Here is a 24184-nt window from a genome sequence, read left to right as displayed (position 1 = left end):
TAGTGGGTCAAAAAGTAAATCCTAATGGTTTGCGTGTTGGTATTATCCGTGATTGGGAATCCAAATGGTACGCAGGCAAAGATTATGCAGTTCTTTTACATGAAGATATTAAAGTTCGTGAATACATTTCCAAACGTTTAAAAGATGCTGCTGTATCCGGTATTGAAATTGAACGTGCAGCTAATCGCGTAAACATCACGATTAATACAGCTAAACCTGGTATGGTTATCGGTAAAGGTGGTTCCGAAGTTGAAGCACTTCGTAAATCTTTAAACGAATTAACAGGTAAAAAAGTTCATATCAACATCGTTGAAATTAAAAAAGCAGATCTTAATGCTAAATTAGTAGCAGAAAATATTGCTCGTCAATTAGAAAACCGTGCTTCTTTCCGTCGTGCACAAAAGCAAGCAATCCAAAGAACAATGCGTGCTGGTGCTAAAGGAATCAAAACAATGGTTTCTGGTCGTTTAGGTGGAGCTGATATTGCTCGTTCTGAACAATACAGTGAAGGTACTGTACCACTTCATACACTTCGTGCTGACATTGATTATGCACATGCTGAAGCTGATACTACTTACGGAAAACTTGGTGTTAAAGTTTGGATCTACCGTGGAGAAGTTCTTCCTACTAAGAAAAAATCCGAGGAAGGAGGAAATTAATTATGTTATTGCCAAAACGTGTAAAATATCGTCGTGAACATCGCGGTAATATGCGTGGTCGTGCCAAAGGTGGTACGGAAATTGCATTTGGTGAATATGGTCTACAAGCTGTTGAAGCTTCTTGGATTACAAACCGTCAAATCGAAGCTGCGCGTATTGCTATGACACGTTATATGAAACGTGGTGGGAAAGTATGGATTAAAATCTTCCCTCATAAACCATACACAGCAAAACCTCTAGAAGTTCGGATGGGTTCTGGTAAAGGTGCTCCTGAAGGATGGGTAGCTGTAGTAAAACCAGGTAGAATTATGTTTGAAATCGCAGGCGTGTCTGAAGAAGTTGCTCGTGAAGCATTGCGTCTTGCAGCACATAAACTACCAATCAAATGTAAATTCGTAAAAAGAGAAGAAATTGGTGGTGAAATAAATGAAGGCTAATGAAGTACGTGATTTAACCACTGCCGAAATTGAACAAAAAGTAAAATCATTAAAAGAAGAATTATTTAATTTACGTTTCCAATTAGCGACAGGACAGCTTGAAAATACTGCTAGAATTCGTGAAGTACGTAAATCAATCGCACGTATGAAAACAGTCATTCGTGAAAGAGAGATCGGCATTAATAACTAATGAAGAAAGGGGGCCATGTAATGAGCGAACGCAACCAACGCAAAGTTTACACTGGACGTGTTGTTTCTGATAAAATGGATAAAACTATTACCGTTTTAGTTGAAACTTATAAGAAACATCCTCTTTATGGTAAACGAGTTAAGTATTCTAAGAAATTTAAAGCTCATGACGAAATGAATGTAGCAAAAGTCGGCGATATCGTACGTATTATGGAAACTCGTCCACTTTCTTCTACAAAACGTTTTCGTTTAGTAGATGTAGTTGAAAAAGCTGTTATAATCTAATTAAATATTAGATCGTATTCCGAAAGGAGGTTCTATAGATGATCCAACAAGAAACACGTTTAAAAGTTGCTGACAACTCTGGTGCTCGTGAAGTGTTAACTATCAAAGTACTAGGTGGTTCTGGTCGTAAAACAGCTAATATCGGTGATGTTATTGTTTGTGCAGTTAAACAAGCAACACCAGGAGGCGTTGTTAAAAAAGGTGATGTAGTAAAAGCTGTTGTTGTACGTACGAAGAGTGGTGTACGTCGTAACGATGGAACTTACATCCGTTTTGATGAAAATGCTTGTGTTATTATTCGTGACGATAAAAGTCCACGTGGAACACGTATTTTTGGACCTGTAGCTCGTGAACTTCGTGACAACAACTTCATGAAAATAGTTTCACTTGCTCCAGAAGTATTATAAGATGACAATCGTTTAACCTTTAAGGAGGTGCGAAGTATGCATGTAAAAAAAGGTGACAAAGTTAAAGTAATTACAGGAAAAGATAAAGGCAAAACAGGTGTTATTTTAGCTGCGTATCCTAAGGACAATCGTGTGGTTGTTGAAGGTGTAAATATCGTTAAAAAACACGCGAAACCTTCTCAAGATAATCCACAAGGTGGCATCATTAGCAGAGAAGCAGCGATTCATGTTTCTAACGTTATGCCACTTGATCCAAAAACTGGAGAACCAACTCGTGTTGGTTACAAAGTTGAAGATGGTAAAAAAGTTCGTATTGCAAAAAAATCTGGCGCGGATTTAGATAAATAATCAGTAGAAGAGAAAGGAGGTACACAAGATGAGCCGCCTAAAAGAAAAATTTGATAAAGAAATTACTCCATCATTAATGAGTAAATTTAACTATAAATCTATAATGCAAGTTCCTAAAATCGAAAAAATCGTAATCAACATGGGTGTTGGTGACGCAGTACAAAATTCTAAAGCTTTAGATAGTGCTGTTGAAGAACTAACTTTAATCACAGGTCAAAAACCTGTTGTAACAAGAGCTAAGAAATCAATCGCAGGTTTCCGTTTACGTGAAGGTATGCCAATCGGTGCAAAAGTAACTTTACGTGGTGAACGTATGTATGAATTCCTAGATAAACTTGTTTCTGTTTCTTTACCTCGTGTACGTGACTTCCGTGGTATTTCTAAAAATGCTTTTGACGGAAGAGGTAACTACACATTAGGTATTAAAGAACAATTGATTTTCCCTGAAATTGATTATGATAAAGTAACTAAAGTACGCGGTATGGACATCGTAATTGTTACAACTGCAAATACTGATGAAGAATCTCGTGAGTTATTAACTCAATTTGGTATGCCGTTTCAAAAGTAATCAATTAATAAAGGAGGCGAAATCGTGGCTAAAAAATCAATGATCGCGAAACAAAAACGCCAACCAAAATTTAAAGTCCAAGAATATACACGTTGTGAACGTTGTGGTCGTCCTCATTCTGTATATCGTAAATTTAAACTTTGCCGTATTTGTTTCCGTGAATTAGCGTACAAAGGACAAATTCCTGGTGTTAAAAAAGCAAGCTGGTAAAACCCCAACATGGGAAGGAGGTAATATATATGGTAATGACAGATCCAATTGCAGATTTATTAACTCGCATTCGTAATGCGAATATGGTCCGTCACGAAAGCTTAGAAGTTTCAGCATCTAAAATTAAAAAAGAGATCGTTGAAATTTTAAAACGTGAAGGATATATCCGTGATGTTGAATTTCTTGATGACAACAAACAAGGTGTTATCCGTGTATTCTTGAAATATGGTCCAAACAACGAACGTGTAATCACTGGACTAAAAAGAATCAGTAAACCTGGTTTACGTGTTTATGCAAAAGCTAACGAAGTACCTAAAGTGCTTAACGGTTTAGGTATTGCGATTGTTTCAACTTCACAAGGTCTACTTACTGACAAAGAAGCTCGTGCTCAACAAGTCGGTGGAGAAGTCCTAGCTTATGTTTGGTAATATTATAGATATGAATGGAGGTGCAATAGAATGTCTCGTATAGGTAAAAAACCTATTGAAATTCCAGCTGGAGTTACAGTTACAGTTGAAGGAAATACTGTAACTGTAAAAGGACCAAAAGGAGAACTTACTCGTTCATTTAATCAAGATATGACAATTACTGTTGAAGAGAATGTTTTAACAGTAACTCGTCCATCTGATTCTAAAGAACATAGAACATATCATGGTACAACTCGTGCGTTGCTAGCTAATATGGTGGAGGGTGTATCCAAAGGGTTTGAAAAAACTCTAGAATTAGTTGGTGTTGGATACCGTGCACAAAAACAAGGTAACAAACTTGTTCTTAGCGTTGGATATTCTCACCCAGTAGAATTCACACCTGAAAATGATTTAGAAATCGAAGTTCCTTCCAATACTAAAGTAGTAGTTAAAGGTAACTCAAAAGAGAAAGTTGGAGCTTTAGCTGCTAACATTCGCGCAGTACGTCCACCAGAACCTTACAAAGGTAAAGGGATCCGTTACCAAGGCGAATTTGTACGCCGTAAAGAAGGTAAAACTGGTAAATAATACCGCCGCTTAACGCTTTAGAAAGGAGTGACAAATAATGATTACAAAGCCAGATAAAAATGCTGTTCGTTTAAAAAGACATGCTCGTATTCGTGCAAAAATATCCGGTACTCCTGAACGTCCAAGATTAAACATCTTCCGTTCTAACAAGCATATTTATGCTCAATTAGTTGATGACTCTAAAGGGATTACTTTAGCAAGTGCATCTACATTAGATAAAGAAATCAACCTTGAAGGCACAAGCAACACAGAAGCCGCTATTAAAGTCGGTGAACTTATTGCAAAACGTGCAGTAGAAAAAGGTTACAAATCTGTAGTATTTGATAGAAGTGGATACTTATATCATGGACGCGTTCAAGCACTTGCTGATGCAGCTCGTGAAAATGGACTTGAATTCTAAGAGATAAAGGAGGGAAAACATTTATGCGTCGTATTGACCCAAGTAAACTTGAACTTGAAGAACGTGTAGTTACCGTAAACCGTGTAGCGAAAGTTGTAAAAGGTGGTCGTCGTTTCCGTTTTACTGCACTTGTTGTAGTTGGCGATAAAAACGGTCATGTAGGTTTCGGTACTGGTAAAGCACAAGAAGTTCCAGATGCAATTCGTAAAGCAGTTGAAGATGCTAAGAAAAACTTAATCGAGGTTCCACGTGTAGGATCTACAATACCTCACGAAGTAATCGGACACTTCAGTGCTGGTAATATCCTATTAAAACCAGCTCGTGAAGGTACTGGAGTTATCGCTGGTGGTCCAGTTCGTGCCGTATTAGAACTTGCTGGTATTGGTGATATCCTATCGAAATCTTTAGGATCTAATACTCCAATCAACATGGTTCGTGCTACTATGGACGGAATTAAACAACTAAAACGTGCTGAGGATGTTGCAAAATTACGTAATAAATCAGTCGAAGAACTGTTAGGATAAGGAGGGAAAATCAATGGCAAACAAATTAGAAATTACCCTCACTCGCAGTCTAATTGGTCGTACGAAAGATCAAAGAGATACCGTTCAAGCATTAGGCTTGAAAAAAGTACAACAAACAGTTGTGAAAGAAGACAACCCAGCCATTCGTGGTATGGTTAACAAAGTTTCACATTTAGTATCGGTGAAAGAACAATAAGAAGCTAACTTCTTCAAAGGAGGTGCAAGTAATGAAACTTCATGAATTGCAAATAAATGAAGGTGCTCGTAGAGAACGTAAACGTGTTGGCCGTGGTACAGCTACTGGTCATGGTAAAACAAGTGGTCGTGGTCAAAAAGGTCAAGGTGCTCGTTCTGGTGGAGGTGTTCGTCCAGGATTTGAAGGGGGTCAAACTCCTTTATTCCAACGTTTACCTAAACGTGGTTTCACAAACATTAATCGTAAAGAGTATGCCGTTGTTAATCTTGATACATTAAACAGATTTGAAGATGGCACGGAAGTAACTCCAGAATTATTAATTGAAACAGGCGTTGTTAGCAAACAAAAAGCTGGTATCAAAATATTAGCAAAAGGGACTATCGAGAAAAAACTTACAGTTAAAGCACACAAATTCTCCTCTGCTGCGAAAGAGGCAATTGAAGCTGCAGGCGGTCAAACTGAGGTGATCTAATGTTCCAGACATTCTCCAATTTTATGCGTGTTCCAGATATTAGAAATAAAATTTTGTTTACATTAATCATGCTCGTAATTTTCCGTATCGGTACGTTTATTCCTGTTCCAGGTGTAGACGCTGATGTGTTAAAATTCGAAAGTGAGTTAAGTGCATTTGGTGTGCTAAATATTTTCGGTGGTGGGGCATTACAAAACTTCTCTATTTTAGCAATGGGGATTATGCCTTATATCACCGCATCTATTATCATGCAGCTTTTGCAAATGGATGTTGTTCCGAAGTTCACGGAATGGTCTAAACAGGGTGAAATGGGTAGAAGAAAAATTGCTCAAATCACTCGTTATGCAACGGTTATTTTAGGCTTCATTCAAGCTTTAGCAATGTCTTATGGATTTAATGCTACTTATGGTGGCTTGTTAATTCCTGATAGTTCCGTAGGGGATTATTTACTAATTGCATTAGTATTAACTACTGGAACTGCCTTTTTATTATGGTTAGGTGAGTTAATTACAGCTAAAGGTGTGGGTAATGGAATTTCGATTATCATCTTTGCTGGTATTGTTGCTGGTTTCCCAACAATGGTTAACCAACTATATGCACAGCAGTTTGAAAATGCGGGAGATCAGCTCTTTATTCGTATATTACTAATGGTTCTTTTAGTTCTGTTGATTCTAGCAATTATTGTTGGAGTAATTTTCATTCAACAGGCAATTCGTAAGATTCCAGTACAATATACAAAGCGTGTAGCTGGTCGTAGTCCATTAGATAATAACTCTTCACATATACCTTTAAAAGTAAATGCAGCTGGAGTTATTCCAATTATCTTTGCCGTATCCTTCATAATCACACCACCTACTATTGCATCGTTTTTCGGTGATAATGCCGTAACAAGATGGATCATAGAGTGGTTCGATTACTCCCACCCATTTGGTATGGCTCTTTATGTATTATTAATTGTTGCCTTCACTTATTTTTATGCCTTTATTCAAGTTAATCCTGAAAAAATGGCAGATAACTTAAAGAAACAAGGCGGATTTGTTCCTGGGCGTAGACCAGGTAAACAAACACAAGATTATTTTACAGGAGTCTTATATCGTTTAACATTTGTTGGAGCGATATTCCTATCTGTGGTGGCAATCCTTCCGGTATTATTCACAAATCTTGCGGACTTACCGGCATCTGTAAAAATTGGTGGTACGAGTTTGTTAATCGTCGTTGGTGTCGCACTTGATACGATGAAACAATTGGAATCACAACTTGTTAAACGTCACTATAAAGGTTTTATTAAATAGACTGCGGTTTTAGGAACATTCCTTCTGAGAAGTTCCTAAAATCCTAATTTTTTGAGGGGGAATAGCTGTGAATTTGGTCTTAATGGGATTACCTGGCGCAGGTAAAGGTACCCAAGCAGAAAGAATTGTACAAAAATACCATATTCCTCATATATCTACTGGTGATATGTTTCGTCAAGCGATTAAAGATGAAACAAAACTAGGATTACAAGCAAAATCTTTCATGGATAAAGGCGAATTAGTACCAGATGAAATTACTATTGGTATTGTTCGTGATCGTTTGAGTAAAGATGACTGCAGTTCTGGATTTTTACTTGATGGATTCCCTAGAACGGTTCCTCAAGCGGAAAGTTTAGAAGTAATTTTGTCTGAGTTAGATAAGAGAATAAACTATTGTATTAATATTGATGTTGATGCAAATGTATTGATGGAACGTTTAACAGGTCGTCGCATTTGTAAATCTTGTGGCGCTACTTATCACTTAGTATTCAATCCTCCAAAAGAGGAAAATATTTGTGATAAATGTGGCGGAGAGCTTTACCAACGTGCCGATGATAATGCAGAAACCGTTGAAAATCGTTTAGCAGTTAACATTAAACAATCACAACCATTATTAGATTTCTATGCTAATAAAGGATATTTAAAAACCATTAACGGCCTTCAAGATATAGACAAAGTTTTTGCTGATATCGATGAGTTGCTTTCTAAATTATAAAACTACGTATTTTATTTTTAGATAGTTAATCTCAAACCATTATCGCTAATACCGGAAAACTATATTTGGTTTTTATTTCCATAAAATATATTTACTTTAAAGGTGAAATTTTTTCCTTAAAGGAGTATAATATTTTTTTGGGTGCACGTTTATAAAACCTATTCGTGGGTGATTAATATTGATAGATCCTGTTTCAGGAGCACATATTGGTCGTTTTGTGCTAGTAAAAAAGGGTCGAGATGCCGGACAAATTGCAATCATTATTGAACATATTAATGATTCTTTCGTTTTTATTGCGGATGGAGATAAACGTAGCGTTGATATTCCAAAGCAAAAAAATATGAATCATTTATTACTATGTTCATATGTTTCCCCTGAAGTAAGAGATAGTATTTTACAAACCGGTCGAGTTACAAATGGGAAACTTCGGTATGCTTTAAATAAGTTTCGTTCGGAGTACTTGACTGAAGAGAAGGGAGACGATTTTAATGGCGAAAGACGATGTAATTGAAGTGGAAGGTACGGTTACTGAAACTTTACCAAACGCGATGTTTAAAGTAGAATTGGAAAATGGTCATACGGTTCTTGCTCATGTATCTGGTAAAATTCGTATGCATTTTATTCGTATATTACCTGGTGATAAAGTTACTGTTGAATTATCACCATATGATCTAACAAGAGGAAGAATTACGTATCGTTTTAAATAAATTATGCTCCGATTAGTAAGGAGGTTTGAATAATTATGAAAGTAAGACCATCTGTGAAACCGATTTGCGAAAAATGTAAGGTCATTCGCAGACGCGGAAAAGTAATGGTTATTTGTGAAAACCCTAAACATAAACAAAAACAAGGATAATTATTGAAGGAGGTGCACTTTAATGGCACGTATTGCAGGTGTTGATATTCCACGCGACAAACGAGTGGTTATTTCTTTAACTTATATTTTTGGAATTGGCAGACCAACAGCTGAAAAAGTTTTAGCTGAAGCTGGTGTTTCTGAAGATACTCGTGTTCGTGATTTAACAGAAGATGAATTAAATAAAATTCGTGATATTATCGATAAATTAAAAGTTGAAGGGGATCTTCGTCGTGAAGTTTCACTTAACATTAAACGTTTAATGGAAATCGGTTCATATCGTGGATTGCGTCACCGTAGAGGTTTACCTGTTCGTGGACAAAATACGAAAAACAATGCTCGTACACGTAAAGGTCCTCGTAAAACAGTAGCTAACAAGAAAAAATAATAAGTAAAGGAGGTCGTTGATTACTATGGCTCGTAAAACTAATACTCGTAAACGCCGTGTGAAAAAGAATATTGAAGCTGGAGTAGCTCATATTCGTTCTACTTTTAATAATACAATTGTAACCATTACTGATGTACATGGAAACGCAATTTCATGGTCAAGTGCAGGTGCTCTTGGTTTTAAAGGTTCTCGTAAATCTACACCATTTGCAGCACAAATGGCTGCTGAAACTGCAGCAAAAACTTCTATGGAACATGGAATGAGAACTTTAGAGGTTAATGTTAAAGGTCCTGGTGCAGGTCGTGAAGCTGCTATTCGTGCTTTACAAGCTGCTGGACTTGAAGTTACTGCGATTAAAGATGTAACTCCAGTACCTCATAATGGTTGCCGTCCACCAAAACGTCGTCGTGTATAATTTTAGTGTATAGATTTTGTATCATTGTCTATAATGGGTTATGATATGGTTATTTATTAAAATATAGAAAACCTAAATGTTGTGCACAAACGGGAATACTTATATGGGGGAATTTCGGTTAGAGCTTATGCTTAAATCTGACCGGGGTTTCGACGTTTTGAAGGAGGGTAATTTGAATGATCGAAATTGAAAGACCAAAAATTGAAACAGTTGAGATCAGCGAAGACGCCAAGTACGGGAAATTCGTTGTAGAGCCGCTTGAGCGTGGATATGGTACAACTTTGGGTAACTCCTTACGTCGTATTCTGCTATCCTCACTCCCAGGTGCCGCTGTCACATCTATTCAGGTAGATGGAGTACTACATGAGTTTTCAACTATCGAAGGCGTCGTAGAGGATGTAACGACTATTATTTTGAACTTGAAAAAACTAGCGTTAAAAATCTATTCAGATGAAGATAAAACGTTAGAGATTGATATTCAAGGTGAGGGAGTTGTAACTGCAGCTGATATTACTCACGATAGTGATGTGGAAATTTTAAATCCAGATTTACACATTGCTGAGCTTGCAAAAAACGGTAATCTTCGTATGAGACTTACAGCAAAACGTGGTCGAGGCTATACGATTGCTGATGAAAATAAAAAAGAGGATCAACCAATTGGTGTTATACCTATTGATTCGATCTATACCCCGGTTTCACGTGTTTCATACTATGTTGAAAACACTCGTGTGGGACAATCAACGGACTATGACAAGCTTACATTTGAAGTTTGGACTGACGGAAGCATTGGCCCGAAAGAGGCTATTTCTTTAGGTGCAAAAATTCTAATGGAACATTTGAATATTTTCGTTGATTTAACTGATGAGGCACAACACGCTGAAATTATGGTAGAAAAAGAGGAAGACCAAAAAGAAAAAGTACTTGAAATGACGATTGAAGAATTAGATCTATCTGTTCGTTCATATAACTGTCTAAAACGTGCTGGTATTAATACTGTTCACGAATTAGCGAATAAAACGGAAGAAGATATGATGAAGGTTCGTAATTTGGGTCGTAAATCCTTAGAAGAAGTAAAAGCTAAATTAGAAGATTTAGGTCTTGGTCTACGTAAAGACGATTGATAAACATCATGTTTAACTATGAAGAAATGAATCTTCATAAAGGAGGGAAACAACATGCCATACAGAAAATTAGGACGTACTAGTGATCAAAGAAAAGCTATGCTTCGTGATCTAGCAACTGATCTTATTATCAACGAGCGTATTGAAACAACTGAAGCACGCGCGAAAGAAGTTCGTTCCGTAGTTGAAAAGTTAATCACTTTAGGAAAACGTGGAGATCTTCATGCTCGTCGTCAAGCTGCATCATTCGTTCGTAAAGAAGTTGCTGATGCGGAAAATAATCAAGATGCATTACAAAAATTATTCTCCGTAGTTGCACCACGTTATGAAGAACGTCAAGGTGGGTATACTCGTATTCTTAAAGTAGGACCTCGCCGTGGTGACGGTGCACCAATGGTTATTATCGAACTTGTGTAAGAGACAAATGAATTCTAGCGTTGTTTAAATACTAGTTTTACCTTTTTTTATTCAACGTTTAAAAAAAGGGCAGTACAGTTTTCATACTGGTTTTGCCCTTTTCTTTTACCATTTTCCGTTTTTAATAATCTGATTTTTACTATGTTTTTTCGAAAATAAAAAGGCGAGTGTTACGATGAGGGGAAAACCTTCGTCTAGCTCTAGTACCCCTTTCCATAGGTTAGAGCAATTGTACGCAAGTGCATAAAAATGCCTTTCCAATTCTTTTATATTGTATAAAAATAGACTGCATGGAAGGGGTGCAGGCTTTTTTTATTTATAGAGAATTATTGGGAAAGCTAATTTAAATCTTTAATATGGCTGTTTTCGTATAGAATGTTGCTTTTTCTAAAAAGAGGACAATAGACGGAATACACTTGGTCTTCCTGCGAGCGGTGAGTCTCCTCATCGCTTTTGTTCCTGGGGGTCTCCCCTGTCTTGCTTTCCCGCGGGAGTATTCGTGTATTCCATCTGCTCGGTATCTCATTTAATAATCCTATCTCATGAATAAACAACAGTCCTTGAGAAAACAGCCTTTAACATATATCCAGCTACATGCTATAGTACATAAGAGAAAGCTATTTTATTGATGTTAAGCTAAAAGGATGGAGATTATGAATAAATCGATTGTTCAATTTCAAAATGTTTCCTATCGATATGATGAAAACAGTCCATTGGCATTAAAGAATGTACAATTCTCGGTTTATGAAGGAGAATGGCTAGCAATTGTTGGTCATAACGGTTCTGGAAAATCGACAATTGCTAAATTAATGAATGGTCTTCTTTTTCCAGAAGTAGGGTCAGTATACATAAATGATATAAATCTTAGTGATGATACTGTTTGGGATATACGCGATATGGTAGGGATGGTATTTCAAAATCCTGATAATCAATTTGTAGGGACAACTGTACAGGATGATGTGGCTTTTGGTTTAGAAAATCATGGCATTCCAAGGGAAGAAATGGTTGTTCGAGTTCAAGATGCTTTAGAAAAAGTAAATATGGGTGAATTTCTTGATCAAGAGCCACACCATCTATCTGGTGGTCAAAAGCAAAGGGTTGCAATAGCCAGCGTGCTTGCTTTGCGTCCGAGAATCATCATTTTGGATGAAGCTACATCAATGCTTGATCCTAGAGGTCGGAATGAAGTATTAGAGACGATTAGACAGCTAAAACAGGAAGATAATATTACAATAATCTCGATTACCCATGATTTAGAGGAAGCTGCTCGAGCAGATAGAATTATGATTATGAACCAGGGAGAAGTTTTTCATACGGGGAATCCAACAGATATTTTTGCATTAGATGAAAAACTAGTAGAACTTGGATTAGATATTCCTTTTACCCATAAACTTGCAAAACAGTTAATTAAGCATGGGTTCGGGATTGATGATTCAATGCTACAAGAGGATAAGTTGGTGGATTACTTATGGAAATTACAACAAAAAATTTAGCCTATACATATCAAGCAAATACACCTTTTGAACACCGTGCAATTTATGATATTAATGTTTCCATTGCATCCAATAGCTATACGGCGATAATTGGTCATACAGGCTCTGGAAAATCAACACTTCTCCAGCATCTCAATGGGCTCTTGCAGCCAACTGCTGGTGAAATCCAAATTGGCGATACAATCATTTCCTCAGAAAAGAAGCAGAAAAAATTGCGGGAAATTCGACGGCGTGTTGGTATCGTTTTTCAGTTTCCAGAACATCAACTGTTTGAGGAAACAGTGGAAAAGGATATTTGTTTCGGTCCTATGAATTTTGGTGTGCCAATGGAGGAAGCAAAAAAGAAGGCAAAAGAGGTAATTTTGCAAGTTGGCCTATCGGAGGACATATTAGAAAAATCGCCGTTTGATCTATCTGGTGGACAAATGCGTCGTGTTGCAATTGCAGGGGTATTAGCAATGAATCCTAATGTACTTGTTTTAGATGAGCCCACAGCAGGTCTTGATCCACGTGGTAGAACAGAAATAATGACCATGTTTGACAAGCTACGTAAGGAGCAGGGGATATCCATTGTGCTAGTAACCCACAGTATGGAGGATGCATCCTTATATGCAGATCATATCATCGTGATGCATAAGGGCACTGTTTATAAACAAGGGACGCCACATGATATTTTCTCTAACCCTAAGGAATTAATAGATCTAGGATTAGACGTGCCAGAAACGGTTCGATTTCAATTAAAGCTGGAAGAAAAAATTGGCAAGAGAATAGCCGATCCTAGCCTTTCCTTGCAGGATTTGGTGAAAAATATTCAACATTTCTTTGAACGGGGGAATGGCTTATGATGGAAAAAATGATCTTTGGCCGTTATCTACCGATGGAATCATTTGTCCATCGGATGGATCCTCGAGCAAAGCTAGTGGTAATTACACTCTTTATAGGCGTCATCTTTTTAGCGAATAATCTTTTAACCTATGGGATATTGGTATTATTTACGTTTGCTTCCATTTTTGCATCAAAAATTCCAATAAAATTTTTATTAAATGGCCTAAGTTTTCTTTTTTGGATAATTTTATTTACATTCTTTCTCCATATTTTCTTTACACGAGAAGGAGACGTTATTTTTACGTTTGGTTGGATAAAAATTTATGAGCATGGTTTACAACAAGCGATTTTTATTTCATTACGTTTTTTCCTATTAGTGCTAATTACTTCACTATTAACATTAACAACAAGTCCAATCGATATTACAGATGGAATGGAGAGCTTGCTCAACCCTTTAAAAAAACTACGGTTTCCTGTTCATGAATTGGCATTAATGATGTCCATCGCCCTTCGATTCATACCTACGTTAATGGATGAAACGGATAAAATTTTGAAGGCACAAATGGCTAGAGGAGTAAATTTTTCTGAGGGCTCGCTAAAAAAACGTGCACAATCGGTTGTCCCGCTATTAATTCCATTATTTATTAGTGCCTTTAAACGTGCTGAGGAGCTAGCCATTGCGATGGAGGCTAGAGGTTATCGTGGAGGGGAAGGAAGAACGAAATATCGCTTATTAAAGTGGAAAGGCATGGATACGCTTGCCGCTTTATTAGTCATTCTTTTAGGTGGATTATTGTATGTATTTCGTTCATAGCATCATAAAGATGAATATATTCCAACTATAGAAGTAAATGGGGTATGGAATTGAAAAGAATTAAATGTATTGTGGCATATGATGGAACGCATTTTCAAGGGTATCAAGTACAACCAAACAAACGCACGGTTCAAGGGGAGATTGAGCAAGTATTAGCGAAGATGCATAAAAATCAGCAGGTAAAAATATATGCATCTGGTAGAACTGATGCAAATGTCCATGCGAAGGGGCAAGTCTTTCATTTTGATAGTAGTATTTTTATGGGAGAAGACCGCTGGGTAATGGCGTTGAATGCGCTACTCCCTGAGGATATTGTCATTTTACATGCACAATATGTGGCAAATGACTTTCATGCACGGTTCTCAAACCATGGGAAAGAATACCGTTATCGAATTTTAAGAAAAAAAGAGCGCGATCCCTTTTTACGAAATTATACGTATCATTATCCATTTCCATTAAACTTAGAAAAGATGAAACAGGCTATGAAGATATTGGAAGGGACCCATGATTTTACAAGCTTCTGCTCTGCAAAAACGTCTGTGACAGATCATATTCGTACAATCGAAAGCTTTACACTTATAGAAACAGCTGAAGAGTTAGTCTTTCAAATCCGTGGAAATGGATTTCTCTATAACATGGTTCGGATTATCGTAGGAACGATGCTAGAAGTAGGTGCAGGAAAATTACAGCCTGAGAATATTCCAGCCATTCTCGAAGGAAGAGACCGTTCCTTAGCTGGAAAAACAGTTCCTGGTCACGGACTTTACTTGTGGAAAGTATTTTATTGAGTATAGCTGTTTTAAAGATGTAGCTTTAGATACGATGGAGACAATAGGAAGGCAATGAGTACTTGAATGAGTTATGGCTCTGCCAATTTATTCTATCGGCATTACAGTCTGGAAGATGCTTAGTGACATTTTCCAATGAAATCCAAAAATTAAAAGATGGGAAAACTTTCTAGCTATTTTTTTGTTATAACAACGTTTCCGAGTGTAACATTCCCTTGACATAAGGGGTTGAAAAAGTTATCATATCATATGGTACATTGTTTTTATCCATGATAAGCCCCGGAAACTTATTGTGTTACGATATAAAACAATCTTTATTGAAATTAGGAGGGTAATTAATGCGTACTACTTACATGGCAAAGCCAAAAGAAATTGAACGCAAATGGTATGTTGTCGATGCATCTGGCAAAACGCTTGGTCGTTTAGCTTCTGAAGTCGCTTCGATCTTACGCGGTAAACATAAACCAACTTTCACACCAAATGTTGATACTGGAGATCATGTTATTATTTTAAATGCTTCTGAAATTGAATTAACAGGTAAAAAACTAACTGACAAACTTTACTATCGTCATAGTTTACATCCAGGTGGTTTAAAAGTAAGAACTGCTAATGAAATGCGTACAAACTATCCTGAAAGAATGTTGGAGCTTGCAATTAAAGGTATGCTTCCAAAAGGTTCTTTAGGACGTCAAATGTTCAAGAAATTGCATGTATATGCAGGAGCTGAACATCCACATCAAGCACAACAACCGGAAAACTACGAGTTACGCGGTTAATCTAATAGAGGAGGGAAAATATTTTGGCTAAAGTACAATATTACGGAACTGGTCGTCGTAAAAGTTCTGTTGCACGTGTTCGCTTAGTACCTGGTGACGGAAAAATCGTTATCAATGATCGTGATATCGAAAGTTACATTCCTTTTGCAGCATTACGTGAAGTTGTTAAACAACCACTTGTTGCAACTGAAACTGTAGGAAGATATGATGTATTAGTAAATGTTAGTGGTGGAGGTTACACTGGTCAAGCTGGTGCTATCCGTCACGGTATTGCTCGTGCATTATTACAAGCTGATCCTGAATATCGTCCAACATTAAAACGTGCTGGATTATTAACTCGTGACGCTCGTATGAAAGAACGTAAGAAATACGGTCTTAAAGGCGCTCGTCGTGCACCTCAGTTCTCAAAACGTTAATTTTACGTTTTCAAAAGGCTCTCAAAGCTCTTGCTTTGGGGGTCTTTTTTTATCTGTTTATTTTAGAAAGAATAAAAATGGAATCTAATTTCATTATAGGGGGGTGTTATTCCCTCAATGTCAAAAACCAGGTTAACTATCATGTATCTACCAACCAATGCCCAAAACAAAAAAAGCATTCTCAGTCAATTTTATTACAAAAGAGGAGAAGATGAGTCAAAAGATTTTGATTCATTATGCTAAAATTGAGGTAAAAGTAGAGATTGGTTCTTAATGTACATTTCAAACAGGAGGAATGTTCGATGAGTAAGGATGGAATGACGTATGCTCCGAAAGGAAAGCCAAATCCGGTTGTAAAAACAAGGGAATTTACGATAGCAGCAGCTTGTTTAGATCATGGACATATTTATGGCATGTGTAATGGTTTAGTAGAAGCGGGGGCTACATTGAAATGGGTATATGACGCAGATCCAGAAAGAGTTAAGGAATTTATTAAAGCGTTTCCAACGGTGCGTCCTGCAGCTTCCTTAGCGGAGATTTTAAATGATCCAGAAGTAAAATTAGTAGCAGCAGCTGCTATACCATCGGAGCGAAGTAGCGTAGGGATTCAAGTGATGGAAGCAGGGAAGGATTATTTTACAGATAAAACACCGTTTACGACATTGCAGCAATTAGAGGAAGCAAAGGCAGTAGCGGAGCGTACAGGGAAAAAGTATATGGTGTATTTTAGTGAACGTCTTCATGTTGAATCAGCAGTGTTTGCTGGTGACTTAATTAAACAAGGGGCAATTGGTCGTGTCATTCAAGTTACGGGTTTTGGCCCACACCGCCTGAATGCTCCTAGCAGACCGGATTGGTTTTTTATAAAAGAAAAATACGGTGGAATACTTTGTGATATTGGTAGTCATCAAATAGAACAATTTTTATATTATGCAGATTGTGCAGATGCTACTATTCTACATAGTAAAGTAGGAAATTATCATCATCCGGAGTATCCAGAATTAGAGGATTATGGGGATGCAACACTCGTTGGAGATAATGGTGCAACATTCTTTTTTAAAGTCGATTGGTTTACACCAGATGGATTACGCACTTGGGGAGATGGAAGAACCTTTATAACGGGAACAGAAGGTACAATTGAAATTCGAAAGTATATAGATGTTGCTAGGGGAGAGACTGGGGATCATTTATTTTTAGTAAACAAAGATGGCGAACAATATTTTGACCTCAGTGGAAAAGTAGGCTTCCCTTATTTTGGTCAGCTAATATTAGATTGCATCCATCGAACGGAGAATGCAATGTCCCAGAAGCATGTATTTAAAGCAGCAGAATTGTGCTTACTTGCGCAGGAAAAGGCAATGGTAGTCTCCGGGCATCATGCGATTAATCAAAGATAAACATATCAAGAAAACAGAGGCAAAAGTCAAACAAAAGGAGATGTGTTGGCTTTTGCAAGTACGTTAATTTGTTTACCAAACAAATTAACGAACAAAATTAGACAATATTTTATCATATGTTGGAGGAGAACAAATTGAAAACATTTATTACCGATGATTTTTTATTGTATAATAAAACTGCTAGAGAATTGTATCATGATGTTGCGAAGGGTTTGCCAATTATTGATTATCACAATCACTTAATTCCAAAGGAAATATTAGAGAATAAAAGCTATTCCAATTTAGCAGAAATTTGGCTAGCAGGGGATCATTATAAATGGCGAGCAATGAGAGCAAACGGAATTGAAGAGGAATACATAACGGGTGGAAAGAGCGATTACGAAAAATTTATCGCATGGGCAAAAACGATACCGAATACATTCGGAAATCCATTGTATCACTGGACACACTTAGAGCTATTACGTTATTTTGAAATAGATGAATTGTTAGATGAGGCGAGTGCAGATAAAATTTGGAAGGAAGCCAATCAAAAGTTGGCAACACCTGAATTAAAGGTTCGTTCCATATTAGAAAAATTTAAGGTAGAATTTGTAGGAACAACGGATGATCCAACAGATGACTTAGCTAGTCATATTAAATTGAAAAAGGAAGGCTTCTCCGTTAACGTGTCTCCATCCTTTCGACCAGATAAGGGATTAAGTATTGAAAAAGAAGATTTTCTCCCATGGGTAGAAAAATTAGGAGAAATAACAAATCAATCGATTGGATCTTATCCAGCATTTCTTGACGCGCTTGCAAGTCGTGTCAATTATTTTGATGAACTAGGCTGCAGAAGCTCTGATCATGGTATTAGTGTTATGTTTTTCGAAAATGCTACCAAAGAGGAAGTCTCTGTAATTTTCCAGAAGCGGTTGAATGGGGAAATACTATCGCCAAAAGAAGTAGAACAATTTAAAACATATACATTGCTTACACTCGGAGAGCTATATGCCGAAAAAGGGTGGGCAATGCAATTCCATTTAGGTGCAACAAGAAATAATAATACCCGGATGTATCAATTGTTAGGTCCTGACGCAGGCTATGATTCGATAGGTGATGTATTAATAGCAGATAAATTATCCAAATTTTTGGATACACTAGAAAGTGAAAATAAATTACCGAAAACTATTTTATATAGTGTGAACTCTAGAGATTATCATGTATTAGCTGCAATGGCAGGTAATTTCCAAAGCGCCGAAATCCCGGGTAAAGTTCAGTTTGGGACGGCTTGGTGGTTTAATGATACAATTGATGGTATGGAAGACCAAATGAAAATCCTCGCGAACATTGGATTGATTAGTAATTTTGTTGGAATGTTAACAGATTCCAGAAGTTTTCTATCTTTCCCTAGACATGAGTATTTCAGAAGGATATTATGTAATCTGTTAGGAACTTGGGTTGAAGAAGGTAAAGTTCCGAATGATAAGGCATTGTTAGGGAAGTACATTAGACGTATTTGTTATGAAAATGCTAAAAATTATTTTTCCATTTAATGGGGTTCCAGTAGATGGAAGAAAATATATTAAGTAGGAAGGAATTGAACAAACAACATGACACAACAAATAGGCGTTATCGGCTTAGCGGTTATGGGGAAAAACCTTGCGTTAAATATTGAAAGCAGAGGATATAGTGTGGCGGTATTTAATCGTTCCCCTGAAAAAACAAAGGAATTTATGGAAAATGAAGCAAAGGGTAAAAATTTCGTTGCTGGCTATAGCATTGAAGAATTTGTAAACTCTTTAGAAAAACCACGAAAAATTTTATTGATGGTAAAAGCAGGTGCCGCTACAGATGCAACCATCGAATCATTAAAGCCATACTTGGAAAAGGGCGATATTTTAATCGACGGTGGTAACACATTATTTGAAGATACAATACGCCGTAATAAGGAATTAGATCAAACAGGAATTCATTTCATCGGTACTGGTGTATCTGGTGGAGAAGAAGGAGCATTAAAAGGACCTTCCATGATGCCTGGTGGACAAAAAGAAGCATATGAGCTAGTTGCTCCAATCTTTGAAGCTATTTCTGCAAAAGTAAATGGCGAACCATGTGTTACATACATCGGACCAAATGGTGCTGGTCATTATGTGAAAATGGTACATAACGGAATTGAATATGGAGACATGCAATTAATATCAGAAGCTTATTTCATTTTGAAAAATGTTCTCGGATTAGATGCAAAAGAGCTTCACGAAGTGTTCTCTGAATGGAATAAAGGGGAGCTAGATAGCTATTTAATTGAAATTACAGCAGATATTTTCACGAAAATGGATGAAGAAACAGGGAAACCGCTTGTTGATGTTATTTTAGACTCTGCTGGTCAAAAAGGAACTGGAAAATGGACAAGCAAAAATGCGCTTGATTTAGGTGTTCCACTTCCACTTATTACCGAATCAGTATTTGCACGCTTTATTTCTGCCTTGAAGGATGAACGTGTGAAAGCAAGCAAGCTGTTATCAGGTCCGAAAACAGAAAGCTATACTGGCAATAAAGCAGAATTAATTGAAGCAGTAAGAAAAGCATTGTATATGAGTAAAATTTGTTCCTATGCACAAGGATTTGCACAAATGCGTGCAGCATCTGCTGAATACGATTGGAATTTAAACTACGGTGAAATTTCTATGATTTGGCGCGGAGGATGTATTATTCGTGCACAATTCCTACAAAAAATTAAAGATGCATATGATCGTGATCCAGAAATTGCGAATCTATTATTGGATCCTTATTTCAAAGGAATTGTCGAAGAATATCAAAGTGCATTACGTGAAGTAGTTTCTATTGCGATTAAAAATGGTATTCCGGTTCCTACCTTTGCTAGTGCAATTGCGTACTTTGATAGCTACCGTTCAGAAGACTTGGCTGCAAATCTAATCCAAGCACAACGTGACTATTTCGGTGCACATACGTACCAAAGGAAAGATAAAGATGGCGTGTTCCATACCAATTGGTTTTAATGATTAGATCAATCAGGCAGTTTTTGAAGTATTTTCAAAGACTGCTTTTTTTGTTAAGACAATAATTTTGAAAATTTCCTTTGTTCTAGATATAGTAGATGTACAAAATATAATTGCCTGAGGGGAGCGCTAAGTATGACGATTTTATATTTGGATTGTTTTTCCGGAATAAGTGGTGATATGATGATTGGCGCATTGCTTGATGCTGGAGGAGACTTTTCCTATTTGGAAAAGGAATTGAAAAAGCTGCAAATAATGGATGAATATCGTTTGTCGGTAATGAAGGTTGTGAAGAACGGTATTTCTAGTACAAAGTTTGATGTTGAATTGCTTTCAGAGGAATTTGTTCACGCTAAAGATAAAGCGCATACACATCATTCGCATGCGCACGACCATGAGGAACAAACACTGTTACATAAACATCCGCACAGTCATGAGGATCATGAACTAATACATGAGCATGCGCACAGCCATGGGGAACATATACCCATTCATGAGCATCGATACAGCCATGTAGGACATACACATTCACATAACCATGACCACAGCCATGAGGAACACAAAAATGGACATGCTCATAATGCAGATCAGAAAGATATACATACCGAAGCAGTTCATCATCACCATCACCACGAGCATAAACATACGCATGATCACCATCATCACCATGGGCATATACATGATCATCATCGTGCCTATCTGGATATTGTAAACATGATTGAAGCAGCTGCCTTATCAGATAATGTAAAAGCAATTGCCATAAATATATTTAAAAAAATCGGAGAAGCCGAAGGGAAAATTCATGGGGTACCATTGGAAAAGGTACATTTTCATGAGGTCGGAGCGGTTGATTCAATTATTGATATCGTCGGAACTGCAATTTTGATCGATTATTTAAGAATTGATGAAATTATATCTGCACCAATTCCAGTCGGCTCAGGAAAAATTCATATTGATCATGGTATCTATCCGGTCCCAGCACCAGCGACATTAGAAATATTACTTGGTGTTCCAATTGTTCAAAGCGAAATTAAAGGAGAATTAACTACTCCTACCGGTGCTGCAATCGCAGCTGTATTAGCAACTAAGTTTTCTACAATGCCGTCCATGCAAGTGCAATCGATTGGTTATGGAGCAGGAATGAAAACTTTTCCGGAGCATCCGAATGTATTGCGGGTTGTTATTGGCAAATGATGAAATAAGGAACATTAATGAATATATGATTGGATAAATGAGGTACTAATATGATAGAAACTATTTTAAAGCAAGTGCAACAAGGGGAATTAAATATCGATGAAGCAAAAAAGAAATTAGCATTATACGAAGATTTAGGGTTTGCAAAAGTAGATCATCATAGAAAGAAACGCCAAGGCTTTCCAGAAATTATTTATGGTGAGGGAAAGACAGTCGAACAAATCATTTCCATTCTCGAGGCAATAAAGGCAAGAGAGGAGGAAGTATTGATTACTCGCGTCACGGAGGAGGCGGCAGTGGCAATTATTAAAAAGCATCCCGAATTTACCTATAGCGAGATTTCTCATTTAGTATATTGGAAAAATCAACCGATCACATATGATGAATCGAAAGGATATATTGCCGTAATTTGTGCAGGAACGTCTGATTTGAAGGTGGCAGAGGAGGCTGCATTAACAGCAGAGGTGCTTGGCTGCAATGTAAAGCGATTTTATGATGTCGGTGTAGCAGGAATCCATCGGCTATTTGATCAGCTGGACGCCATTCAACATGCAACCGTTTCTGTTGTGGTTGCCGGTATGGAGGGGGCGTTGCCAAGCGTGGTAGGCGGACTCGTATCCCATCCAGTCATTGCCGTTCCAACTAGTATCGGATATGGAGCCAATTTTCATGGTTTATCAGCCCTACTGACAATGCTCAATTCATGTGCTTCTGGAATCAGTGTGGTAAATATCGATAATGGCTTTGGCGGCGGATACAATGCTGCACTAATTGATCGACTAGCCTCCAAAGGCTAAGGATTTGCAGGAAAGGAGTAATTAAATGAAAAATAATCTCCCTCCGAATCGTGAGCATATTGATGATCAAATGATAAAAATGGAAATTAATTTGGACGATACGCCCGGAGAATGGCTTGGCTATGTAATGGATCTCCTCTTTGAAGCGGGGGCAAATGATGTATTTTATACACCAATCTATATGAAAAAAAACCGGCCAGGGGTTCAAGTACAGCTGCTATGTGGACAGCATTTGTTAGAGAAAATGAAGGAAATATTATTCAATGAAACAACAACGCTAGGGGTCCGCTACTATCCTATTACTGTTCATCGTATGGAGCGGAAGTTTATAACTATAGATACGATTTGGGGACAAGTTAAGGTAAAAGAAGGTCTTTGGAATGGGGAAACGATTCAAATTTCTCCTGAATATGAGGATTGTAAACAAATTGCAGAAACACATCGCATCCCATTGAAGAAGGTATATGCGGAGGTGTGGAAGGTAATTCATTATAACGAGTCATAAGGAAAGAACGGCGTGCGGTTAACAGGAATCGACACGCCTTTTCAAGGGTAGTTATCCGGCAGCTTTTACTCTCATTTCACTAACATCTAAAAAGTGCTGGATACCGAGTGCGCAAGCTCCCATCCCACATGCATTGTTACCTAGCTGGGAGAGCGTAATTTCCCGATATTGGCTGACAGAGGAGGGAAGATGTTCGGTAATCCTATCAATGCTATTTGGGAATACATGCAATAGTCGACTATTTAATACGATTGTTTCTGGATTGTATAAATTAATAACATTATTCAAGCCAATAGATAAATAATGAAGTAATCGTTCGAAATGCTCGCATACAACCGGATTATTTTCGTCCCGTAATGTTTCTACTTCAGCAATTGTAATACTCGGTAAGTTTAAGGCAATTGCTAGCTTTTCGAGAAACTTTGGCTCAGAGGCATAAAGCTCCCAGCAACCATGGTTTCCACAACGACAAAGCTCTCCATCTGGAGAAATAATCATATGTCCCATTTCGCCAGCATAGCCATGATACCCTTTATGGACATTTCCGTCGATAATAATTCCAGAACCAATGCCAGAGGTTAAAATGACACTGAGAAGATTGGTACTTTCATGGTAGTGGTATACCTTTTCTGCATATGCCGATAAATTCGCATTATTTTCAATGGCAATCGGAATATCGAGCGCTTTCTCTAAATCCGTTTTTATATTTTTTTGATGCCAATTATATGCTGGAAAGAAGCGAATGCTCTCTGTTTCTTTATTCACTGTTCCGTGGACACCAATTGTAACAGAAACTAAACCATAGCGACTGTCAGCATAGTTTGCTTGATAACGATGAATATCCTCGATAAGCTGTTCGATTACGGTTTCATACGCCTCAGATTCTAGTACTACGGTTTGTTGTTGTACGGAAATTCCCTTCAGATTCGAGACTGTATACATGAGTTGCTGATAATTAAAATCGACCCCTAAAACAAAGCCTGCCTGTTCATTAATCGATAGCATAATCGGTCGTCTACCAACATTATTATGTTCTTGCTGTGTCTCTACGATTAGCCCCTCGTCCAATAAGTCTGCTACCTGAACAGAAATCGTTGCTTTATTTAATCCGGTAATTTTAGACAAGTCTGCCCGTGATATGTATTCATGCTCGATAATCTTTTGCAAAATTAAACTTCGATTTATTTTTTTTATATAGGCACTATCTCCAATGACCATTTGCTTACTCCTTTAAATACATTCAATAAAGATAAAATAAATAATTTGTTCAGTAAACAAATTATTTAAAT

36 protein-coding genes are annotated in these 24184 nt (G+C 37.3%); 35 read left to right on the top strand and 1 reads right to left on the bottom strand.

From position 1 onward, the window contains the following. The first annotated feature begins 2 nt into the window (after positions 1–2). The 35 genes from rpsC to larC2 all read left to right on the top strand — a co-directional run bounded on the left by rpsC (position 3) and on the right by larC2 (position 22895). Complete coding sequence (gene rpsC / locus OEV98_RS16965) at positions 3–659, top strand: 30S ribosomal protein S3 (protein WP_263074544.1); 657 nt, start codon at positions 3–5, stop codon at positions 657–659. A 2-nt stretch (positions 660–661) separates the two neighbouring features. After that, positions 662–1096 (top strand): 50S ribosomal protein L16, encoded by a 435-nt coding sequence (gene rplP, locus OEV98_RS16960; RefSeq protein WP_263074543.1) that lies wholly within the window; start codon positions 662–664, stop codon positions 1094–1096. Further along, the gene (rpmC, locus tag OEV98_RS16955; RefSeq protein WP_263074542.1) at positions 1086–1286 is read left to right on the top strand and encodes a 50S ribosomal protein L29; all 201 of its coding nucleotides are present in this window, start codon (positions 1086–1088) and stop codon (positions 1284–1286) included. The genes rplP and rpmC overlap by 11 nt, the downstream gene beginning before the upstream one ends. A 20-nt stretch (positions 1287–1306) precedes the next feature. Further along, positions 1307–1570, top strand: a complete 264-nt coding sequence (gene rpsQ / locus OEV98_RS16950) for a 30S ribosomal protein S17 (RefSeq protein WP_263074541.1) — start codon at positions 1307–1309, stop codon at positions 1568–1570. A 38-nt stretch (positions 1571–1608) separates the two neighbouring features. Next, on the top strand, positions 1609–1977 hold the full coding sequence (rplN, locus tag OEV98_RS16945; RefSeq protein WP_263074540.1) for a 50S ribosomal protein L14: 369 nt from the start codon (positions 1609–1611) through the stop codon (positions 1975–1977). A 36-nt stretch (positions 1978–2013) separates the two neighbouring features. Next, a complete protein-coding gene (gene rplX / locus OEV98_RS16940) occupies positions 2014–2325 on the top strand; it encodes a 50S ribosomal protein L24 (protein WP_263074539.1) in 312 nt (103 codons plus the stop codon). A 28-nt stretch (positions 2326–2353) separates the two neighbouring features. Beyond that, on the top strand, positions 2354–2893 hold the full coding sequence (gene rplE / locus OEV98_RS16935) for a 50S ribosomal protein L5 (protein ID WP_263074538.1): 540 nt from the start codon (positions 2354–2356) through the stop codon (positions 2891–2893). Positions 2894–2917: 24 nt separating this feature from the next. Continuing rightward, the gene (rpsN, locus tag OEV98_RS16930; RefSeq protein ID WP_033827276.1) at positions 2918–3103 is read left to right on the top strand and encodes a 30S ribosomal protein S14; all 186 of its coding nucleotides are present in this window, start codon (positions 2918–2920) and stop codon (positions 3101–3103) included. A gap of 29 nt (positions 3104–3132) precedes the next feature. Continuing rightward, complete coding sequence (gene rpsH / locus OEV98_RS16925) at positions 3133–3531, top strand: 30S ribosomal protein S8 (protein WP_263074537.1); 399 nt, start codon at positions 3133–3135, stop codon at positions 3529–3531. 30 nt (positions 3532–3561) lie between these two features. Then, on the top strand, positions 3562–4098 hold the full coding sequence (gene rplF, locus OEV98_RS16920; protein WP_263074536.1) for a 50S ribosomal protein L6: 537 nt from the start codon (positions 3562–3564) through the stop codon (positions 4096–4098). 37 nt (positions 4099–4135) lie between these two features. After that, on the top strand, positions 4136–4498 hold the full coding sequence (gene rplR, locus OEV98_RS16915; protein WP_263074535.1) for a 50S ribosomal protein L18: 363 nt from the start codon (positions 4136–4138) through the stop codon (positions 4496–4498). A gap of 23 nt (positions 4499–4521) precedes the next feature. Beyond that, positions 4522–5022, top strand: coding sequence for a 30S ribosomal protein S5 (gene rpsE, locus OEV98_RS16910; protein ID WP_263074534.1), 501 nt, complete (start codon positions 4522–4524; stop codon positions 5020–5022). Between the two features lie 13 nt (positions 5023–5035). Further along, entirely contained in the window at positions 5036–5218 is a 183-nt protein-coding gene (gene rpmD / locus OEV98_RS16905; protein ID WP_263074533.1) for a 50S ribosomal protein L30, read from the top strand. A gap of 31 nt (positions 5219–5249) precedes the next feature. Further along, on the top strand, positions 5250–5690 hold the full coding sequence (gene rplO, locus OEV98_RS16900) for a 50S ribosomal protein L15 (RefSeq protein WP_263074532.1): 441 nt from the start codon (positions 5250–5252) through the stop codon (positions 5688–5690). Continuing rightward, entirely contained in the window at positions 5690–6982 is a 1293-nt protein-coding gene (gene secY / locus OEV98_RS16895) for a preprotein translocase subunit SecY (RefSeq protein ID WP_263074531.1), read from the top strand. Before rplO ends, secY begins: the two co-directional genes overlap by 1 nt. Before the next feature lie 67 nt (positions 6983–7049). Next, on the top strand, positions 7050–7697 hold the full coding sequence (locus OEV98_RS16890; protein WP_263074530.1) for an adenylate kinase: 648 nt from the start codon (positions 7050–7052) through the stop codon (positions 7695–7697). Between the two features lie 178 nt (positions 7698–7875). Next, complete coding sequence (locus tag OEV98_RS16885) at positions 7876–8208, top strand: KOW domain-containing RNA-binding protein (protein ID WP_263074529.1); 333 nt, start codon at positions 7876–7878, stop codon at positions 8206–8208. Beyond that, positions 8186–8404 carry a translation initiation factor IF-1 gene (infA, locus tag OEV98_RS16880; protein ID WP_040372572.1) on the top strand — a complete coding sequence of 73 codons (219 nt, stop codon included), beginning with the start codon at positions 8186–8188 and terminating at the stop codon, positions 8402–8404. The genes OEV98_RS16885 and infA overlap by 23 nt, the downstream gene beginning before the upstream one ends. Positions 8405–8439: 35 nt before the next feature. Continuing rightward, positions 8440–8553 (top strand): 50S ribosomal protein L36, encoded by a 114-nt coding sequence (gene rpmJ, locus OEV98_RS16875; protein WP_000868344.1) that lies wholly within the window; start codon positions 8440–8442, stop codon positions 8551–8553. 22 nt (positions 8554–8575) lie between these two features. Next, complete coding sequence (rpsM, locus tag OEV98_RS16870) at positions 8576–8941, top strand: 30S ribosomal protein S13 (protein WP_263074528.1); 366 nt, start codon at positions 8576–8578, stop codon at positions 8939–8941. Between the two features lie 25 nt (positions 8942–8966). Next, positions 8967–9356 carry a 30S ribosomal protein S11 gene (gene rpsK / locus OEV98_RS16865; protein ID WP_263074527.1) on the top strand — a complete coding sequence of 130 codons (390 nt, stop codon included), beginning with the start codon at positions 8967–8969 and terminating at the stop codon, positions 9354–9356. A gap of 176 nt (positions 9357–9532) precedes the next feature. Further along, complete coding sequence (locus tag OEV98_RS16860) at positions 9533–10477, top strand: DNA-directed RNA polymerase subunit alpha (RefSeq protein WP_263074526.1); 945 nt, start codon at positions 9533–9535, stop codon at positions 10475–10477. 54 nt (positions 10478–10531) lie between these two features. Next, positions 10532–10894, top strand: coding sequence for a 50S ribosomal protein L17 (gene rplQ / locus OEV98_RS16855; RefSeq protein WP_263074525.1), 363 nt, complete (start codon positions 10532–10534; stop codon positions 10892–10894). Positions 10895–11547: 653 nt separating this feature from the next. Continuing rightward, complete coding sequence (locus OEV98_RS16850) at positions 11548–12387, top strand: energy-coupling factor ABC transporter ATP-binding protein (protein ID WP_263074524.1); 840 nt, start codon at positions 11548–11550, stop codon at positions 12385–12387. Continuing rightward, complete coding sequence (locus OEV98_RS16845; protein WP_263074523.1) at positions 12363–13232, top strand: energy-coupling factor ABC transporter ATP-binding protein; 870 nt, start codon at positions 12363–12365, stop codon at positions 13230–13232. The genes OEV98_RS16850 and OEV98_RS16845 overlap by 25 nt, the downstream gene beginning before the upstream one ends. Continuing rightward, complete coding sequence (locus OEV98_RS16840) at positions 13229–14026, top strand: energy-coupling factor transporter transmembrane component T family protein (RefSeq protein WP_263074522.1); 798 nt, start codon at positions 13229–13231, stop codon at positions 14024–14026. The genes OEV98_RS16845 and OEV98_RS16840 overlap by 4 nt, the downstream gene beginning before the upstream one ends. 50 nt (positions 14027–14076) lie before the next feature. Further along, positions 14077–14814 (top strand): tRNA pseudouridine(38-40) synthase TruA, encoded by a 738-nt coding sequence (gene truA, locus OEV98_RS16835; RefSeq protein WP_263074521.1) that lies wholly within the window; start codon positions 14077–14079, stop codon positions 14812–14814. Between the two features lie 338 nt (positions 14815–15152). Then, entirely contained in the window at positions 15153–15590 is a 438-nt protein-coding gene (gene rplM / locus OEV98_RS16830; protein WP_263074520.1) for a 50S ribosomal protein L13, read from the top strand. Positions 15591–15613: 23 nt separating this feature from the next. Continuing rightward, positions 15614–16006 (top strand): 30S ribosomal protein S9, encoded by a 393-nt coding sequence (gene rpsI / locus OEV98_RS16825; protein ID WP_263074519.1) that lies wholly within the window; start codon positions 15614–15616, stop codon positions 16004–16006. Positions 16007–16308: 302 nt separating this feature from the next. Beyond that, positions 16309–17403: a Gfo/Idh/MocA family protein gene (locus OEV98_RS16820; RefSeq protein ID WP_263074518.1), complete on the top strand. Its 1095-nt coding sequence runs from the start codon at positions 16309–16311 to the stop codon at positions 17401–17403. Positions 17404–17537: 134 nt separating this feature from the next. Beyond that, on the top strand, positions 17538–18935 hold the full coding sequence (uxaC, locus tag OEV98_RS16815) for a glucuronate isomerase (RefSeq protein WP_263074517.1): 1398 nt from the start codon (positions 17538–17540) through the stop codon (positions 18933–18935). Positions 18936–18992: 57 nt separating this feature from the next. Continuing rightward, positions 18993–20399, top strand: a complete 1407-nt coding sequence (gndA, locus tag OEV98_RS16810) for an NADP-dependent phosphogluconate dehydrogenase (RefSeq protein WP_263074516.1) — start codon at positions 18993–18995, stop codon at positions 20397–20399. 135 nt (positions 20400–20534) lie between these two features. Next, entirely contained in the window at positions 20535–21593 is a 1059-nt protein-coding gene (gene larC, locus OEV98_RS16805) for a nickel pincer cofactor biosynthesis protein LarC (RefSeq protein WP_263074515.1), read from the top strand. A gap of 50 nt (positions 21594–21643) precedes the next feature. After that, positions 21644–22390, top strand: a complete 747-nt coding sequence (gene larB / locus OEV98_RS16800) for a nickel pincer cofactor biosynthesis protein LarB (protein ID WP_263074514.1) — start codon at positions 21644–21646, stop codon at positions 22388–22390. A gap of 25 nt (positions 22391–22415) precedes the next feature. Beyond that, entirely contained in the window at positions 22416–22895 is a 480-nt protein-coding gene (gene larC2 / locus OEV98_RS16795; RefSeq protein WP_263074513.1) for a nickel pincer cofactor biosynthesis protein LarC2, read from the top strand. 51 nt (positions 22896–22946) lie between these two features. Here larC2 and OEV98_RS16790 read toward each other — a convergent pair whose 3' ends face one another. Further along, positions 22947–24113 (bottom strand): ROK family transcriptional regulator, encoded by a 1167-nt coding sequence (locus tag OEV98_RS16790; protein WP_263074512.1) that lies wholly within the window; start codon positions 24111–24113, stop codon positions 22947–22949. Positions 24114–24184 lie beyond the last annotated feature (71 nt).

Origin of the sequence: Perspicuibacillus lycopersici (assembly GCF_025660475.1) — a bacterium.
GTDB lineage: Bacteria > Bacillota > Bacilli > Bacillales > Caldibacillaceae > Perspicuibacillus > Perspicuibacillus lycopersici.
This window is presented reverse-complemented; position numbering and strand designations above follow the sequence as displayed.